13 protein-coding genes are annotated in these 17,394 nt (G+C 64.1%); 3 read left to right on the top strand and 10 right to left on the bottom strand.

Annotated elements, in window-relative coordinates; all coding sequences use genetic code 11:
- Window positions 1-4: 4 nt before the first annotated feature.
- From ACE3RX_RS13420 to ACE3RX_RS13380, 9 genes are all read right to left on the bottom strand, one after another.
- Window positions 5-2,389: a 3-hydroxyacyl-CoA dehydrogenase/enoyl-CoA hydratase family protein gene (locus ACE3RX_RS13420; RefSeq protein WP_374484460.1), complete on the bottom strand. Its 2,385-nt coding sequence runs from the start codon at window positions 2,387-2,389 to the stop codon at window positions 5-7.
- Between the two features lie 133 nt (window positions 2,390-2,522).
- The gene (locus ACE3RX_RS13415) at window positions 2,523-3,203 is read right to left on the bottom strand and encodes a TetR family transcriptional regulator (RefSeq protein WP_374484457.1); all 681 of its coding nucleotides are present in this window, start codon (window positions 3,201-3,203) and stop codon (window positions 2,523-2,525) included.
- Window positions 3,204-3,268: 65 nt separating this feature from the next.
- Window positions 3,269-4,549, bottom strand: coding sequence for an OmpP1/FadL family transporter (locus tag ACE3RX_RS13410; RefSeq protein WP_374484453.1), 1,281 nt, complete (start codon window positions 4,547-4,549; stop codon window positions 3,269-3,271).
- Window positions 4,550-4,668: 119 nt separating this feature from the next.
- A complete protein-coding gene (locus ACE3RX_RS13405; RefSeq protein WP_374484449.1) occupies window positions 4,669-5,076 on the bottom strand; it encodes an acyl-CoA thioesterase in 408 nt (135 codons plus the stop codon).
- An 11-nt stretch (window positions 5,077-5,087) separates the two neighbouring features.
- Window positions 5,088-7,031, bottom strand: a complete 1,944-nt coding sequence (locus ACE3RX_RS13400; RefSeq protein ID WP_374484446.1) for a 3-hydroxyacyl-CoA dehydrogenase NAD-binding domain-containing protein — start codon at window positions 7,029-7,031, stop codon at window positions 5,088-5,090.
- Complete coding sequence (locus ACE3RX_RS13395) at window positions 7,031-8,314, bottom strand: acetyl-CoA C-acetyltransferase (RefSeq protein ID WP_374484444.1); 1,284 nt, start codon at window positions 8,312-8,314, stop codon at window positions 7,031-7,033. The genes ACE3RX_RS13400 and ACE3RX_RS13395 overlap by 1 nt, the downstream gene beginning before the upstream one ends.
- A 41-nt stretch (window positions 8,315-8,355) precedes the next feature.
- The gene (locus ACE3RX_RS13390; RefSeq protein WP_374484441.1) at window positions 8,356-10,833 is read right to left on the bottom strand and encodes an acyl-CoA dehydrogenase; all 2,478 of its coding nucleotides are present in this window, start codon (window positions 10,831-10,833) and stop codon (window positions 8,356-8,358) included.
- A 68-nt stretch (window positions 10,834-10,901) separates the two neighbouring features.
- The gene (locus tag ACE3RX_RS13385) at window positions 10,902-11,570 is read right to left on the bottom strand and encodes a TetR/AcrR family transcriptional regulator (RefSeq protein ID WP_374484437.1); all 669 of its coding nucleotides are present in this window, start codon (window positions 11,568-11,570) and stop codon (window positions 10,902-10,904) included.
- A 473-nt stretch (window positions 11,571-12,043) separates the two neighbouring features.
- A complete protein-coding gene (locus ACE3RX_RS13380) occupies window positions 12,044-13,972 on the bottom strand; it encodes a sigma-54-dependent Fis family transcriptional regulator (protein WP_374484434.1) in 1,929 nt (642 codons plus the stop codon).
- Window positions 13,973-14,383: 411 nt separating this feature from the next.
- Between ACE3RX_RS13380 and pedF the strand changes: the two genes are divergently transcribed.
- Genes pedF through ACE3RX_RS13365 form a run of 3 tightly spaced genes read left to right on the top strand, consistent with a single transcriptional unit; the run spans window position 14,384 to window position 16,605 of the window.
- Window positions 14,384-14,821: a cytochrome c-550 PedF gene (pedF, locus tag ACE3RX_RS13375; RefSeq protein ID WP_374484431.1), complete on the top strand. Its 438-nt coding sequence runs from the start codon at window positions 14,384-14,386 to the stop codon at window positions 14,819-14,821.
- Entirely contained in the window at window positions 14,811-15,656 is an 846-nt protein-coding gene (locus tag ACE3RX_RS13370; RefSeq protein WP_374484429.1) for a substrate-binding periplasmic protein, read from the top strand. Before pedF ends, ACE3RX_RS13370 begins: the two co-directional genes overlap by 11 nt.
- A 4-nt stretch (window positions 15,657-15,660) precedes the next feature.
- Window positions 15,661-16,605 (top strand): beta-propeller fold lactonase family protein, encoded by a 945-nt coding sequence (locus ACE3RX_RS13365; protein ID WP_374484427.1) that lies wholly within the window; start codon window positions 15,661-15,663, stop codon window positions 16,603-16,605.
- A gap of 128 nt (window positions 16,606-16,733) precedes the next feature.
- Here ACE3RX_RS13365 and ACE3RX_RS13360 read toward each other — a convergent pair whose 3' ends face one another.
- Window positions 16,734-17,048 carry a c-type cytochrome gene (locus tag ACE3RX_RS13360; RefSeq protein ID WP_374484423.1) on the bottom strand — a complete coding sequence of 105 codons (315 nt, stop codon included), beginning with the start codon at window positions 17,046-17,048 and terminating at the stop codon, window positions 16,734-16,736.
- Window positions 17,049-17,394: the final 346 nt, after the last annotated feature.

Genomic DNA, 17,394 nt, shown 5'->3' with positions numbered 1-17,394 from the left:
CCTATTAGTTGCGCAGCGGCTTGCCGGTTTCCAGCATGTGCACGATGCGCTGCTGGGTTTTTTCGGTCTTCAGCAGGTCCACGAACTGGGCCCGCTCCGCGTCGAGGATCCACTGTTCGGACACCCTGGCATTGGTATCCACTTCGCCGCCACACAGGGCGGTGGCCGCCGCTTTGGCGACGCGGTAATCCCAGGCGGAGATGAAGCCGCCTTCTCGCATGTTGATCAGCATCATTTCGCAGGTGGCGATGCCGTTGCGGCCAGCCACCGGGATCGCCCGCTGGATCAGCGGCGGCTGGTAACCCGACTCGGCCAGTGCGCGCGCCCGGTGCAGCGCCACGTGCAACAGCTCGCGGGCGTTGAAGACGATGTCGTCCGAGGCCTTGGCGAAGCCCAGTTCGACGGCCTGCAGCGCACTCTTCGACACCGTGGCCATCGCGATGGTCTGGAACATGTTCTGGATGAAGGGGAACACGTCGCCGCCCGCCGTCCGGCTGGCCAGGCTCGCGGCCTGCAGCGCGAACTCCTTGCAACCGCCGCCGGCCGGAATCAGGCCGACACCGGCCTCCACCAGGCCAACATAACTTTCCAGCGCCAGCACACGGTGGGTCGCGTGCATCGTGAACTCGCAGCCGCCGCCGAGGGCCATGCCCTGCACCGCCGCGACGGTCGGCACCATCGCGTGCTTCAGCGCCATCGAAGCCTGCTGGAACTTGGCGACGGTCTTCTCGAGCATGTCGAACTGGGCGGCCTTGCAGGCCTCCACCACCTGCTGAAGGTTGGCGCCGACGGCGAACGGCGCCTCATGCCAGATCACCAGCCCGTCCAGGTCGCGCTCGGCGCGGGCGACGGCTTCAAGCACGCCGTCCAGCACCTCGTCGCCGATGCTGTGCATCTTCGACTTGAAGGACAGGATGCCGATACGCGCGTCCTTCGCCGGCAGATTCCACAGGCGGACGCCTTCGTTCTCCCACAGGGTCTCACCGGCATCCGGTGCGGTTTCACCCAGCACCTGCTCCGGAAAGAGCTGGCGGCCATACACCGGCAGCGCGGAACGGGGCTTGAGCACCGCATCCGTCGCGCTCCACGAGCCCGACGCTTCATGTACGCCCTGGCGGCCATCGAAGACCCACGCCGGCAGCGGCGCGGCGCTCATCGCGGCACCTGCCTCGATGTCGGCCTTCACCGCGTCGGCAACAGCCTGCCAGCCGGCGGCCTGCCAGGTTTCGAAGGGCCCCTGCGCCCAGCCGAAGCCCCAGCGCATGGCGAAATCCACGTCGCGGGCGTTGTCGGCGATGTCGGCCAGATGGAAGGCGCAGTAATGGAACACGTCGCGGAAGATCGCCCACAGGAATTGCGCCTGCGGATGGCTGCTGGCGCGCAGCTGGGCAAACTTATCCACCGGGTTGCGGTTCTTGAGGATGGCCACCACTTCCGGCGCCACCTCGCCGGCGCTCGGGCGGTAATCCTGCTTCGCCAGGTCGAGTACGACGATGGCCTTGCCGTCCTTGCGGAAGATGCCGCCCTTAGTCTTCTGGCCAAGGGCGCCCTTGGCGATCAGTGCGGACAGCCAATCGGGGCTGTGGTAGAAGGCGTGCCACGGGTCGTCCGGCAGCGTGGCCTGCATAGTGCCGATCACGTGAGCCAGGGTATCCAGGCCGACCACATCGGCGGTGCGGTAAGTCGCGCTCTTCGGGCGGCCGATCAGCGGGCCGGTCAACGCGTCCACTTCATCGAAACCAAGGCCCAGCCGCGCGGTGTGGTGCATCACCGCCAGGATGGAAAACACGCCGATGCGGTTGGCAACGAAGTTGGGCGTGTCCTTGGCGTGCACGATGCTTTTGCCGAGGCGGGTCGTCAGCCAGCTTTCCAGAGCGTCGAGGGTCGCCGGATCGGTGGAGCCGGTGGCGATCAACTCCACCAGCGCCATGTAGCGCGGCGGGTTGAAGAAATGGATGCCGCAGAAGCGGCTGCGCAGCGCTGCCGGCATGCCTGCGGACAAGGTCTCAATGGACAGGCCGGAGGTGTTTGAGGCGAAAATCGCATCGGCGCGGATGAAGGGCGCGACCTTCGCGTACAGGTCGAGCTTCCATTCCATCTTCTCGGCAATGGCCTCGATGATCAGGTCGCAGCTGCGCAGTTGCTCCAGGTCGCTGCCATAGTTGGCCACGTCGATGAACTGGGCGCGGTCCTTGGTGGCCAGCGGCGCTGGTTCCAGTTTCTTGAGGCCGTCGACGGCTTTCTTCGCGATACCGTTGGGGTCGCCCTCCTTGGCGGGCAGGTCGAAGAGGACAACCGGCACGCCGGCATTGGCGCAATGGGCGGCGATCTGCGCCCCCATCACGCCGGCGCCCAACACGGCCACCTTGCGAATGATCAGTCTGCTCACATGCGTCTCCTTTTGGCTCGGCCCGTGACCCGGACCTTTGTCATGAACCGCGGACGACATCGCCGCAGTCAAATTTGAACAATCGTTCAAATCTTAGCGCAATGATTCCTTCAGGTACAACATGGATTAAAAATCAGGTGCTTGCCAGCCCAATCGGCGGCACACCGGCAGGCGCCTGGAAACCCGCGACGATGAAAGGTCGCAACCGCGCCATGATGGCTTCCGGCTCGCCCGCATCGGCCAGCGCGTAAGTCTCGGTCATCCGCATCACGTCCTTGCCCGCCATCGCATAGGCCACGATGCCGACGAAGAAGTACATGCGCCACACCACGTCATCCTGAGACAGTTGTGGCAGCGTGCGCATGAAGGCCTGACGGTAGCGGTCCACCGCCTCCTTGTATTCCGCCGGAAAGAAGGCCTCCGTACCCGGCCCTGGTTCGTAGAAAGCCCGCCCGATGAGCTGCTTGAAGACCTCGCCGGGAATGCTGTCCTTGCGGGTCAGACGCAGGGCAGACGAGAGGAAGGCATCCACCAGCACATCCACCGGAATCGGTGCGCCAGCGGCCTCGGCCTCCAGCTTGTCGAGGTAGCTCACGCGGCTGCCGCTACGACTTCCCAGCGCCCTTTCATACACAGCCTCCATCAAGCCCTGTTTTGAGCCGAAGTGGTAGTTGACCAGCGCCACCGGGGCCCCGGCCGCACCGGTAATCATGCGCACGGAGGTGGCCGCATAGCCGTTCTCCATGAACAACCGCTCGGCAGCATCGAGGATGCGGGTCTTGACGTCAGGCAGGGAAGAATCGGAACGGCCCATTGAAAGTCAGCAGCAAAGCCCCCGGCGTACCGGGGGAAGATTGAAAACGGAACGCTCGGGAACGATCAGAACGCCATCGAATACTGGGCGCCGAAGATCCACACCCGTGCATCATAGACGCCGGTCACCCGGCCACGGCCCAGCGCCGTCTGGTTGTTGTCGATGTGCGATTCCGGCACGTACAGGTACGCCACGCCGACATCGACTGCCGAATCCTTGTTCACCTTGACCTGCGCACCAGTGGTAAACCAGGTACGGTTGTTATCCGGCAGGGACACCAGGCGGTGCTGCGGATCACGCACCGGACTCTGGTCGTAGGCCACACCGAACTTGAGCTTCACCGCATCGTTGTAGCGATAGTTGGCCCCCAGCGCATAGCGCCAGGTATCACGGAAATCGGTGTCCAGGGTTTGCACCGTGGCGCCATTTAGCAGCCCGGCAGTACGCACGATATCCACCTTGGGAATACTGCTCCAGCCGGTCCATGAAAGATCGCCCAGCATCTCCCAACGCTCGTTGAGCTTCTGCGTGACACTGAGGATGAAGGTCGCCGGCAAATCCACGTTGGCCTTGGCGGAACCCGTCGTCAGCGCGGCATTGGCGCCCGCAGCAGGGCCGTCGATCTTCAGATCGCCTTCGAGCTTGTGGCGAACCTCGGAGCGGTAGGACACCCCGACCTTAGTCGTCGGGCTGAGCGTGAACAAGGCGCCAAGGTTCCAGCCGAGGGAGACATCATCAGCCGAGAAGGTAGCATGGGTAGCCGCTAGAGCCGCCGAGGTCACCGTTGCCTGACGACGGTAATCCACTTCGATGCGCTGAATACTCAGTCCGCCGCCGATGGACACCTTGTCGTTCAAGCGATAAGCCAGGCTCGGGTTGATGTTATAGGTCTTGATGTCGAACTTGATCGCCTGGGCTCCGCCGAGCCAAGGATCGTCGTACTCGGTGATCAGGCCGAACGGAGCGCCGAGGCCAACGCCGGCATACAGATCCTTGCTCAGCGCCCAGGACAGGTAGGCATTGGGCAGGAAAGCCCAGCTCCCTGCGTCACCGCCATTGCCGGCGCCGCCCAGCACGCCGGTGCTGGAACCCCGGTCGGAGAACTTGAAGGTGGGACGTACGATGGCCATGCCGACCGACACCTCGCGATCCTTCAGTTGGGTCATGCCAGCCGGATTGAAGAAGATCGTGCTGGCGTTCTCCGCCACCGCCGCAGAACCGGCATAGGCGTTACCAATCCCGCTGGCATTCTGCTCGAGCAACTGGAAGCCGGCAGCCGCAGCCTGACCACTGGCCAGGCCAAGGGTGAGCAAGGGCATCAATCGGGCGATGGTCTTCATCTTCATACCTGTGTCTCCTCACGAGAGCGCTGTACTTGTGTGCTAGCCACGGGGCGCGCGAACCCGCGGCGATTCTAGAGCCCCGGCAGACTGCCGCTACGCAGCAAATCGGAGCTCTGTTGGATTCATGCAACAATATCCGGCGGCACCTCGCGCTTGACGCCGTTGGCATCCACCGCCACATAGGTCAGTGTTGCCTCGGTGACCTTGACGACCACCGGATTCTCCGGGTTGCGTTCCGCATAGACTTCGACGTCGACGGTGATCGAGCTTTTACCGATGCGCACGATCTCGGCGTAGAAGCTGACCATGTCGCCCACCGAAATGGGCTGCTTGAACAGGAAGGAATTGACAGCGATGGTCGCCACCCGGCCACGGGAACGCTTGTGGGCCGGCACCGCGCCAGCGATGTCCACCTGGGACATGATCCAGCCGCCGAACACATCACCCGACGGATTGAGGTCGCGGGGCATCGGCATGACTCGCAGCACGGGGATCTTGCCGGCGGGCAGTTGAGTGGGGGTGTTGCTCATCGGAACTCCTGTCAGCGCCGGCCGCCGGATGACGCGGCCGCGCGGGATTGGTGGAAGGGTCCGCCGGTGAAGGGCGGAAAGCCGGCCCCGAATATAACCCCGGCGTCCGCCAGATCAGCATCCTCCACCACACCCTTGGCCACGCAGGCCTCGGCGGCGGCCCGCAGGGGCGCCATGATCCGCTCCGCCAGACCTGGCGGAATCGCACCCGGCCGGCCCTTGCGGGCCTTGCCGTCCCTCCACGCATAAAAACCCTGCCCGCTCTTCTTGCCCAGCTGGCCTCGCTCGACCCGCTCAGCCAACGTCCGCGGCATCACCGCCCCAGCGCCGGCGAGGGCCTTGCCAGCTGCCACGGCGATGTCCAGGCCCACTGTGTCAACCAGCTCAATCGGTCCCAGCGGCATGCCGAAAGCCACCAGTGCGGCGTCTATGGTTTCGGGCGCAATGCCCTCCTCCACGCAGCGCAGCGCCTCGTACATGTACGGGCCGAGCAGTGCATTGACGAGGAAACCCGGCTCGTCCTTCACCGGCAACGGCAATTTGTCGAGCCGGCGTACGAAGGCAGCCGCTCGCCGGAAAGCCTCATCGCCGGACTGCGCGGCACGCACCACCTCAACCAGCGGCAGCACTGCCACCGGGTTGAAGAAATGGATGCCAACCAATCTTTCAGGCCGCGTCAGCGCCGTCGCGATATCGGCAATGCGCAGGCTGGAAGTGTTAGATGCCAGCAGCGCGTCCGGACGGGCCCGCCTTTCGATGTCGGCGAACAACGCCCGCTTTGCCTCCAGGTCTTCGAAGATCGCCTCGATCACCACGTCGGCCTTCGCCACGCCATGGCCGGCCGGATCTGGAATCAGGCGGTCCAGCGCGAAACGGGCCTCCCTCGGCTTGCTGCGGAACTTGCGTCCGAAGCGCTGCGCGGCACGGGCGATTACCGGCGCGATGCGCCCGACTGACTGGTCCTGCAGCGTCACCGTCATGCCACGCAGCGCGCATTCGGCCGCGATATCGCCGCCCATCACGCCGGCGCCAACCACATGCACATGACGCGGCCGGAAATCGCCATCTTTGCCGAATCCCTTCAGGCGCTCCTGCAGGAAGAACACGCGGACCAAGTTGCGCGCCGTCGGCGAGCGGAAGATCGCGCCCAGCGACGATGGCGAGGACGCCGGCACCGCCAGCGCGTTGCCGCCGTGATTGGCCCAGGTATCGATGATCGCGAAGGGCGCCGGATAATGCTCGCGGCGCACCTTGGCTTCCGCCGTCTTGCGCGCCTTGGCCGCGACAATGCCACGCAGCGGGCCATTCATCAGCACATGCCCGATGGACGGCCTGCGCGGCGGGCAGCCGGACATCAGCAGGATCCGCGCAGCGTCGTCCATCACCCGTGTCGGCACGCAGTCATCGGCCAGGCCCAGGCGCTTCGCCTTGGGCGCATCGACACCCTTGCCGGTCAGCATCATGTCGAGCGCCGCTGCCGGGCCGATCAGCCGCGGCAAGCGCAGCATGCCGCCCCACGCCGGCATGATGCCCAACATCACCTCGGGCAGGGCCAGGCGTGTGCCGGGCTCGTCCACCGCCAGCCGGTAGCGGCAGGCCAGCGCCAGCTCCAGCCCGCCGCTCATGCAGTGGCCGCGCACCAGCGCCAGGGTCGGAAAACGCAGCGCAGCCAAGCGTTCGAACAGGCTCCAGCCCCGCTCCACCAGCTTGCGTGCCCCGTCGGCGGAATCGATGCGTGTGAACTCTTCAATGTCCGCGCCGGCGATGAAACCGGCAGCCTTGCCGGAGCGAATCACCAGCCCACTCGGCGGACGCACGGTGAGCTGATCGACGATGGCCTCGAGTTCCGTCATCACCCGGCTGCCCAACGTGTTCGCGGCGGCGCCCGGCACATCAAGGGTCGCCCAGGCGATGCCGTCGGCGTCCCTTTCCAGCTTCCAGTTCAGCAGTTCCATCACAGGGCCTCCACAAGCATCGCACCACCTTGCCCGCCGCCGATGCAGATGCTGGCGATGCCGCGCCGGCCTCCGCTGCGGCGCAGTGCATGCAGCAGATGCAGCACGATGCGCGCACCGCTGGCCCCGACCGGGTGGCCGAGCGCCACCGCACCGCCATCAACGTTGAGACGGGCCGGATCGATGGCCCCCAGCGCGCCGGACAGGCCAAGCCGCTCGCGGCAATATTCACCGTCCTGCCAGGCCCGCCGGCAGGCGATCACCTGCGCCGCAAAGGCTTCGTTGATCTCCCACAGGTCCACGTCGTCGAGATCAAGCCCGTGGCGCAGCAGGATCGGCGTCGCGGCATGAACGGGACCGAGCCCCATCTGGTCCGGCTCCAGACCAGCCCACTGGCTGTCGACAATGCTTCCGATGGGCTGCAAGCCGAAGCGCTCCACCGCGGCGCCAGAAGCCAGCACCAACCAGGTGGCACCGTCGGTGATCTGGGAACTGTTGGCAGCGGTGACGCGACCGTATTTCTTGTCAAAGAAGGGCTTCGGCTTGGCCATGCCGGCCATCGACGCATCCCGGCGCAAGCCGTCATCGACGTCGTAGACCGTTCCGTCAGCACCGATCAGCGGCACCAGCTCGGCGGAGAAACGGCCATTGTCATGTGCCGCCGCGACACGCCGGTGGCTCTCGACCGCGTAGGCGTCCATGTCCTGCCGCGTGATACCGAACTTCCAGGCCAGGTTCTCGGCGGTCTGCCCCATCAGCTGGCCGACGATGGGATCGGTGAGCCCCTTCATGATGCCGATCACCGGCGCCAGGTGCCTCAGGCGGAAGCCCTTCAGCGCGGCCAGCCGCTCGCCCCAGCCGCGCGCCGCCATCCAGCCGGCGAAGACACGCACCATCTCATCGGAGAACAACAGCGGTGCGCGGGACAAGGCATCGACGCCCCCCGCCAGCACCAGCTGCGAGCGACCGCAACGGATGTTGGCGATCGCCGAATCCAGGGCCTGCATGCCCGAGGCACAGTTGCGCATCACCGTCCAGCCCGGCACCTTGAGGCCACAGCCCATGCGCAGCGCCACCACCCGGCCGATATTCACCTCGTCCGGCGACGGGCTCGCGCAGCCGAGGATCACCTCGTCGAGCTGATCCGGCGCGAAGGGCTGGCGCAGCAGCAGCGCACTGCCCGCCGCCGTCGCGAGGTCGGCAGCGGCGAACGGCCCCGGGCCGCTGCGGGCCTTCAGAAAAGGCGTTCGCGCCCCGTCGATGACGTAGATCGGCTCGTTCATGATGCGCACAGCTCCCTTTCTGCTGGCGCGCCCGATAGCGCTCAGGCGGCCTTGTGCTGGGGTTCGGTAACGTCCGCCAGCGCGTCGCGCAGGCCGAAATCATAGGGAAAATCGTCCACGCGGATGACCTTGTCGCGCAATTCGCCGCGGCGCTTGATCAGCGCGTATTCGTCGCCCGAGATGATGCCACCTGCCACCGCCGCGTCATACAACGCATCGACACCACCACCGACCAGCAGACCGGGCTTGAAATGGCCTTCCTTGATCGCCCGGCGCACCTTGGACTCAACCGGCTCCGCCGCGACGGTAGCGTGCAGCGCGGCCTCCAGCGCCCCGACCGGCTCCTCCACATCCTTCGGCAGATACACATCGGAAGTCAGCCGGTCGCGGGTTGCCGAAGGCTCGATGAGCAGGCCGGCGACCTTATGTCCGAGAGCATCCGACGGCACCACATAGGGCCGCCCGAGCGGGAAGACCACGAGGCGCCGCAGCAGCATTGCGAACAGCCGGTTGGGGAAATTGGCGATGACGCCCTCGAAGGCGTTCTGCGCCTTGAACATGCAGTCCCAGATCGCCCAATGCATCAATGGCGCATCGGCAGACTGGCGCCCTTCATCCTCGTAGCGCTTGAGGGTTGCGGAGGCCAGGTACATCAGCGAAAGGATGTCGCCTAGGCGGGCCGACAGCTTCTCCTTGCGCTTCAGTGCGCCGCCGAGGGTTCCCATCGATACGTCGGCAATCAGCGCGAAGGCCGCGGAAAAACGGGTGAGCTGCTGGTAGTAGCGGCGGGCTTCCGGCGCCACTTCAGCCGGCACAGCCACGAAATGAGAACCGGTCAAGCCCATCACCAACGCCCGCGCTGCATTGCTTACCGTGTAGCCGATGTGGCCCCAGAAGGCCCGATCGAAGCCTGTCAGGTCACCACTCCGCGCCGCATCCATTTCCTTCAGCACGTAGGGATGGCAGCGGATCGCCCCCTGGCCGAAGAGGATCAGGCTGCGGGTCAGGATATTTGCCCCCTCGACAGTAATACCCACAGGGACCTGCTGGTAGGCCCGGCCAAGGAAGTTCTGCGGTCCCAGGCAGATACCCTTGCCGCCGATCACGTCCATGCCATCATTGACCGCCTGGCGGGCCCTTTCGGTGACGTGGTACTTGACGATGGCCGACACCACCGCCGGCTTCTCGCCGAGGTCGATCGCTCCGGCAGTCATCACCCGCGCCGCGTCGCACAGGTAGGCGTTGGCGCCGATGCGGGTCAGCGCCTCCTCCACCCCTTCGAAGCGCCCGATGGCGGTCTTGAACTGATAGCGTACGCGGGCATAGGCACCGACCGCGCGGGCCGTCATCTTCAGCATGCCGGTGTTGGAACCGGGCAGTGAGATCGAACGCCCCGCCGCCAAGCATTCCATCAACATCCGCCAGCCCTGCCCCGCCATCTGCGGGCCGCCGATGATGAAGTCGAGGGGCATGAACACGTCGCGCCCACGGATCGGGCCATTCATCCACACTGCGTTGAGCGGGAAGTGGCGGCGGCCGATATCCACTCCAGGATGATCATGGGGCACCAACGCGCAGGTGATGCCCAGGTCCTCCACATCGCCGAGCAGGCGATCCGGATCGTAGAGACGGAAGGCCAGGCCGAACACGGTGCACACCGGCGCCAGTGTGATGTAGCGCTTGTCGAAGCTGACCCGCATGCCCAGCACTTCGCGCCCCTGATACTGGCCGCGGCAGACGATGCCAGCATCAGGGATTGATGCCGCGTCCGAGCCAGCCCACGGGCTGGTCAGCGCAAAGGCCGGAATATCAAGGCCGGTAGCCAGCCGTGGCAGGTAGTGCTGCTTCTGCTCTGGCGTGCCGTAATGCAGCAGCAACTCCGCTGGACCGAGCGAATTGGGCACCATCACCGTCACCGCCGGCGCCGAAGAACGAGTGGACAACTTGGTCACGACCTGGGAATGGGCGTAGGCCGAGAAACCCTTGCCACCGTATTCCTTGGGAATGATCATGCCGAGGAAGCCGCGCTCCTTGATGTACTTCCACACTTCGGCCGGCATGTCCTGGCGCTGGGTCATCTCCCAGTCGCGGGTCAGGCGGCACAGTTCTGCAGTGTCCTCGTCGAGGAAGCGCTGCTCCTCGGTGCTGAGCTTCGGCACCGGGTAAGCCAGCAGCTTCCGCCAGTCCGGCCGACCGGCGAACAGTTCGCCCTCCCACCACACCGTACCAGCCTCCAGCGCATCCTTCTCGGTTTGCGACATGGACGGCAGGGCCTTGCGGAACGCCTTGAAGATCGTCGCCGTAACGAGGCTGCGACGCAGGCCTGGCAGCAGGAACACGGCACCTACAGCAGCCACCCCACCGATCACGCCAGCCATCAGGATCGGCGACCAGCCGGCCGTGATTACCGAAACCACCAGCCACGGCAAACCCACCCCATACCAGGCGACAAACGGCGCCCGCCAGTAGGCAAGCGCAAGCAGTACAACGGGCAGGGACAACAGGAACACATAGGACATCACAAGTCTCCTTTACTCGGCGCCGTCCTGGCAGCGCGCTGTCTCTTATATACCAATGTCTTTTTTTCCTACTGTGCAACCCCGAAGTCCGCCAGCGGCGCACGCAAGCCACCGAGCAGGAAGCTCATCAGACGCGACTCGAGGCGCGACGGATCCTCGTCATCGAATTTGCCGGTCACCAGTTGCAGCGCGTCCGTACCGGCGATGGCGTAGGACATCGCCCCCATCATGAAATGGAACCGCCACAGGATCTCGTTGCGATCCACCTCCGGCAGCGCCTGGTACAGCGCGGCCAGAAAATGCTCGACGCATTCTGCGTATTCCTCGGCGAGAAATTTGCGCACGAAGGATTGTGGCTCGGTGTAGGTCCGACCGAGCAGGCGCATGAAGGTATGGCCGCCCCCCTCCACATCGGACGCCATGCGCAGCGCCGTACCGAAGAAGGCATCGACGATGCGGCTGGGCTTGATAGGCAAATCGCCGGCTTCGGCCTGCAGTTCCCGCAGGCGGGTCAGGCGGATGTGGTTCAGTTCGGTTAGGCGGCGGTGGAACACCTCCTGGATGAGTTGCTCCTTGGAGCCGAAGTGATAATTGACTGCGGCCAGATTCACGCCGGCGTGGCTGGTGATGCTGCGCATCGAGGTACCATCGAAGCCCTGCTCCATGAACAGAACCTCCGCCACATCAAGGATGCGGCTGCGCGTATCTCCGTGGCCCTTGGCGAGACTGTCGGTCATGGCACACCTGTTGGTTTGAGATAAAATTAAAACGTACGTTTGAATAATACATACGTTTCAAATTTCGTCAAGCCGCCAGACACATCCAGATCACGACAATCCGCCGGAGAACCCGCCGCAGCAAGGATCAGCGGCCCGCGGGATGCGAAGCACTCCGTCAATGCAACCGGACCGCAGCGCAACAATTTGTTTTATTACTCAATAAAAATATTCAAAAATGCTGCGCACTGACTACAACTAGAATTGATTCGTCTCCTCCACCCCTCCTCCTTTGGTGTGGATTTAGCCCGGGCTTTCAGAAGCTCGGGCTTTTTCTTTTTGGGCGCCGCATCCAGAAACAAAAAAACCCTCGCAAGGAGGGTTTTAGAAATGAGTTCAGAGCGGATGCCGAAGCGAGCAGACGCAAGCCCGAAGCCCACCGGCAACAGAAGATCGAACGCGGAGCCGATTGACTCCGCGTCCGGAAAACAGTGTCAGAAACGCCCGAGCTTGCGATACAGGGTGTTGCGGCTGATACCGAGCCGGCGTGCGGCCGCCGAGATATTGCCGTTCTCGGCCTCGAGCGTGCGCTGGATCATGTCGCGCTCGATTTCCTCCAGGCGCCCGAAGTTAGCCGTCCCCGCCGCCGGTGCCGCAGCGACAGGTCCGTCAGCCAGACCGGCAGGCATGCCGCGTCCCTGCATGATGGAAGCCATCGCCGGCACCGTCTCGCCGATTTCCTCGAAGATGTCATCGGGAAGGTGCCAGGTTTCGATGACCTGCTCATCATCATCGAGCAGCGCGATTGCCACCTTGATGACGTTGTTGAGCTGGCGGATGTTGCCGGGCCAGCGATAGCTCAGGAAGGCCTGCATGACCTTGTGGGAGACCTCCACGTGGCGGTCGGGACCGGCCTCCTCACGCATCAGCTTGTCGATCAGGCGATCGATGTCGCTGCGCTCGCGCAGGGACGGCAGATTGATGCACAAGCCGTTGAGGCGGTAGTACAAGTCTTCGCGGAAACCACCGCGCGCCACTTCTTCCTTCAGGCGTCGGTGGGTAGCGCAGACAAGGGTGATGTCCACCGGAATACTCTTGTTGGTCCCCAGCGGCGTCACGCAGCGCTCCTGCAACACCCGCAGCAGGCGGGCCTGCAGGGACAGGGGCATGTCACCGATTTCGTCGAGGAACAGCGTCCCGCCGTGGGCCTGCTGGATCTTGCCAACCGCACCTTCCTTGCGGGCGCCAGTGAAGGCGCCACCCGAATAGCCGAACAGTTCGGACTCGATCAGGGTCTCCGGAATCGCCGCGCAGTTGAGTGCAACGAACGGCCCTTGAGCCCGCGGCCCGCTGTTGTGGAAGGCCTTGGCGAACATTTCCTTGCCGGCACCGGATTCGCCCTGAATGAGGATCGGAATGTCGCGGCCGAGCACCCGCACACCCTTGTCGATAGCGGCCTGCAGGCGCTCGTCGCCGGTGGCAAGGGTGTGCAGCGTCAGGCGGACCTGGGAGGCCGGCTCCGCCGCCTCCACGCGGGCCGGGCGGGCGGGCCGCTCGCTGCGAGTTTCCATGCCGACCGGGCTCGACACCGGCATCGACGCGAAATTGCCGCGCAGGCGCGCATAAAAGCGCTCACCGTTGCGGCCAGCAATCGCGATCAGGGACGACGGATCGCGCCGTGCGCGATCGATCAAAGTGCCCAGCGGCACGTCGAACAGCATGCTGTAGTGACGCCGGGGCAGATCCTCCCGACGAAGACCGAGCAGTTCGAGGGCAGACTGATCGGCGCCGACGATGTCGCCATCCGGCGAGATGGCCAGCAGCGCTTCGCACATGCTGCCCACGTGGTCCGGGCGGGCATGGAAGCTAAGCAGGCCCTGATGGGCGAATTCGGATTCGAAGAGGCGCTTTTCGATGATGCGGGACGACATTTTCACCAAGCCGAGGGAGTGACGCTGGAACGCGCGATAGTCACTGGAGATGTCCAGCACCCCCATCAGGCGACCCTGCGCATCCTGGATCGGGGACGCGCTGCAGGTCAGGAAGGCGTTGCCCTCGTAAAAATGCTCGGAACCGAAGACATTGACCGCCCCCCGCTCGGCGAGAGCCGTACCAATAGCGTTGGTGCCACGGTCGAATTCGTGCCAGCTGGCCCCCGGGTGCAGGGACACCTGCTCGGCGTGGCTCAGGAAATCGGGATCGCCATAGGTCTGCAACACCATGCCGCGGGCGTCGGCAAGGATGACCATGCTGTGAGAGTTGCGGATCTGCTCGAAGAGATGCTCGAGAACTGGCTCGGCGTGGGAGATCAGCGTCCGGTTGCGCTCCCGTGCCTCCGATACTGCCCGCACGTTGGGCTCGCCACACTCGAGACGGGTGGGGTCGAGACCCGCCTGCCGGCAACGCTCCCAGGAACGCAACACGCTTTGGTCAAGCAAGGCCTCCGGAAGCTCGCCTCGGCCGAAGTACAACGACCGCGCCTCCAGGAGACTCATAGCCCGAGCCTCAGCGCTGAAAGGAACCTGCATCATCTCTCTCCTCCTCCGTTTTGACGGATTGTCTGCCGGCTCGAGCCGGCATTTTAGTCTGCGCCAAAATGTAGCAGCTGGACCACATTTCAGCAATGTGACTGCTCCACCCTCCCGCTCAATCAGCAAAACCCAGGCCAGTTTATAGAGCTATAAAGAAAACTGGAAAAAACCTGTTGCGGCAAAGGTGTCCCATTTCACGACGCTGCCTTTCTAAAATTGGCACGCCCCTTGCTGAAAGGTCTGCACACACGGCGACTCGCCCACCAGCGCTTCGCTCGACGAACTCCAAACACATGACCAAAGGTGACCCAGGTGACTGTCCGTAATTCCGCCCTCCTCCGTGCCCTCTCCGCCGCTGCGCTGACTCTGGCTGCAACTGCCGTCATCGCCCACGGTGACGTGACCCCCCAGGCCGTTGACACCTCGACGCTGCCCTCCGTCGGCAAGGACTGGCTGCCGAAGAACCCCTACCTGGGCAACAAGGAAGCAATCCGCATCGGCTCCTCGGCCTTCAACCAGAACTGCGCCCGCTGCCACGGCCTCGGCGCGATCTCCGGCGGCATCGCCCCCGACCTGCGCTACCTGCCCGCCGGCCAGGAAGGCGACGAGATCTTCCTGAACCGCATCCGCCACGGCGCCACCCGCGACGGCCGCGTGTACATGCCCCCGTTCGAAGGCATCCTGAGCCAGGAAGCCATGTGGACCATCCGCTCCTGGCTGGAGACCGTCCGTGAAGACTGATCGTCGCCGTTTCCTGCTGGCTGCCGGCGCGGCAGCCCTGGCCGCCAGCCTGCCCGCCCGCGCCGACGCACTCGAAGAAATCAGGAAACGCGGCAGCCTGCGGGTTGCCGTTTATAACAATTTCGCCCCCTACTCCAACCAGGGCAAAGGTATCGACGTGGAACTCGCCGAAGCTCTTGCCAAGCAACTCGGCCTGAACCCCCAGGTCATCGGCTACAACGCCGACGAGGACATGGACGACGACCTGCGTAACATGGTCTGGAAGGGGCACTACCTGGGCACGCAACCGTCCGACGTCATGATGCACGTCCCGGTGGACTCCTATCTGCAGGGCAAGAACGACAAGGTCAAGATCTTCGGCCCCTATCACCTGGAAACCGTGGCAGTTGCGCGGGTGCAGCGCATCGGCTCGATCCGCGGCTCCGCTGCCACGGCGCTGGAGGTATTCACCCGCGAGAAGATTGGCGTCGAAGGCCGCAGCCTGGCGGATGCCTTCCTGCTCGGCGTACTGAACGGCCGCCTGCGGGAAAACGTGGTTCATTTCGGCACCGTGGCGGCCGCGGTGGACAAGCTCAAGGCGGGTGAACTGGCTGCCGTGATGGGCCCGCGCTCGGAGATCGAAGTCGCCCTTGGCAAGGACAACCGCTTCGTTGTCGAGGTGGTCCAGATGCCCGAGCTGAAGATCAGCAACTGGCCGCTGGGGATGGCCGTCAAGGCCGAGGAAAGCGGGCTGGCAGGCGCCATCGACCAGGCACTCAAGGAACTCGAAAAAAACGGCACGGTCGCAGCCATCTTCGCCCGCAACGGCGTCACTTACGTCAAGCCAACCCTCTGAGACCATGGCCCAGCCTTTCACCTTGCGGCAGCTCCTGGCGAGCTGCATCCTGCTGCCGGGAGCCGCCCTCGCCGCTCCTTTCGCCTACGTTCCCAACGAAAAGTCCGCATCGGTATCGGTGATCGACACCGCCACCGACGAGGTCGTTGCCAACCTGCCTGGGGGCCAGCGCCCACGCGGCATTGCCACCGACGGACAAAGCCTGTTCGTCAGCGAAGCACCCAGCAACAGCCTGGTGGTGGTGGGTATCGCCGAAGGCAAACAGATTGCGGCCATTCCCCTCGGTGAATCACCGGAAGGCGTCAACGTGTCGGCCGACAGCAAACTGATCGCCGCCGCAGTGGAAGAGTCCAACAGTGTCGTAATCCTGGACGCCGCCAAGCGGCTCAAGCTGGCCGAGATAAAGGTCAAGGGCAAGAACCCCGAACACGCGGTGTTCAGCCCTGACGGTCGCTGGCTGCTGGTCAGCGCCGAAGAGGCCCAGCAGGTGGACCTGATCGACGTGAAGGCCCGCAAGCAGGTCGCCTCGATCGAGGTCGGCAAGCGCCCGCGCGGCATCGGCTTCACGCCCGACGGCAAGCGCGCCTACGTAGCCTGCGAGATGGTCAGCACGGTCTACGCGATCGACATGGGCAAACGCAAGGTGATCGCCGAGATCAAGGCCGGCAACTTCTCCAACGGCGTCGCCATGGCGCCGGATGGCAGCCGTGCCTACGTCTCCAACGGCAAGGACGGCACGGTCAGCGTGATCCGCACCAGTGACAATCAGGTCGAAGCCACCGTCCCCGTCGGCAAACGCCCCTGGAACATGGCCATCACCCCTGACGGCCGCAAACTCTATGTGGCCAACGGCCGCTCCAACAGCGTGTCGGTGATCGATACCGAGCGCCTCGAAGCCATCAAGGAAATCCCCGTCGGGGAGCTTCCGTGGGGCGTCGTCATCCGCTAATTCCTGCCCGCACCGCCCTACGGCGGGAGCAAGACAGGTTTTTGTAGCGCATCAAAAAGAAACACCTGCTCCAATCCGGAGCAGGTGTTTCGATCACCTGTAACGGGGCATCCCCCGTCTTGCTGCAATCAGAGCTTCAGAATCCACTCCACGGCGGCCTTCAGATCGGCATCGCTGATCTTGTCTGCGCCATGAGGAGGCATCGGAATCTGACCCCAGGTACCGGTACCACCATTACGGACCTTGGCGATCAACATCGCTTCCGCTTCCGGGTGCCCCTTGTACTTGGCCGCTACATCCTTATAGGCCGGGCCGACGCGCTTCTGGTCCACCGCGTGACACGCCACGCAGCGCGCCTTCTTGATGATCTCCTCGGATGCCAGGGCCGGGGTCGCAGCAGCAGCGCCGAGTGCGACGACGCACAGCAAGTTGACGAATTTCATGAGCTCCTCCTTCTAGTCTTTTTCGACAGACTGTTTATCAAGTCAGCGGTCAGGCTGGTCATGGAATGCGGCACGGCACTTCAGCGCCCCTGAACCGCTTCACCCACCATAGGCAGCAAAAAGCGTGCGGACTCCCGCCCAGCCGCGTTCAGGACAAAAATCCTTTCCAGACAATCACTTGACAACAGCATCGTGCTAAAAACGACAGTTGCGCATGTTCCGCGGCGGAACACCTGCTCCATCCCGTTACGTCACCTGGAACACCTGCTCCACTTCACGCCTGCCAGACACATCAAAAAACCCGTTTTAAAACAGGGCTATATGGCTTAAACCCTGATTCTTCTGC

The organism is Zoogloea sp., assembly GCF_041914405.1.
Lineage (GTDB): Bacteria > Pseudomonadota > Gammaproteobacteria > Burkholderiales > Rhodocyclaceae > Zoogloea.
The sequence above is the reverse complement of the archived record's forward strand: the minus strand, read 5'-3'. Positions and strand labels throughout refer to the sequence as shown.

Bases quoted from the DNA above. Each gene is read 5' to 3' on its own strand.
- ACE3RX_RS13415 (WP_374484457.1), bottom strand. From the start codon at position 3,203: ATGGGCCGTTCCGATTCTTCCCTGCCTGACGTCAAGACCCGCATCCTC.
- ACE3RX_RS13410 (WP_374484453.1), bottom strand. From the start codon at position 4,549: ATGAAGATGAAGACCATCGCCCGATTGATGCCCTTGCTCACCCTTGGC.
- ACE3RX_RS13405 (WP_374484449.1), bottom strand. From the start codon at position 5,076: ATGAGCAACACCCCCACTCAACTGCCCGCCGGCAAGATCCCCGTGCTG.
- ACE3RX_RS13400 (WP_374484446.1), bottom strand. From the start codon at position 7,031: ATGGAACTGCTGAACTGGAAGCTGGAAAGGGACGCCGACGGCATCGCC.
- ACE3RX_RS13395 (WP_374484444.1), bottom strand. From the start codon at position 8,314: ATGAACGAGCCGATCTACGTCATCGACGGGGCGCGAACGCCTTTTCTG.
- ACE3RX_RS13390 (WP_374484441.1), bottom strand. From the start codon at position 10,833: ATGTCCTATGTGTTCCTGTTGTCCCTGCCCGTTGTACTGCTTGCGCTT.
- ACE3RX_RS13385 (WP_374484437.1), bottom strand. From the start codon at position 11,570: ATGACCGACAGTCTCGCCAAGGGCCACGGAGATACGCGCAGCCGCATC.
- ACE3RX_RS13365 (WP_374484427.1), top strand. From the start codon at position 15,661: ATGGCCCAGCCTTTCACCTTGCGGCAGCTCCTGGCGAGCTGCATCCTG.
- ACE3RX_RS13360 (WP_374484423.1), bottom strand. From the start codon at position 17,048: ATGAAATTCGTCAACTTGCTGTGCGTCGTCGCACTCGGCGCTGCTGCT.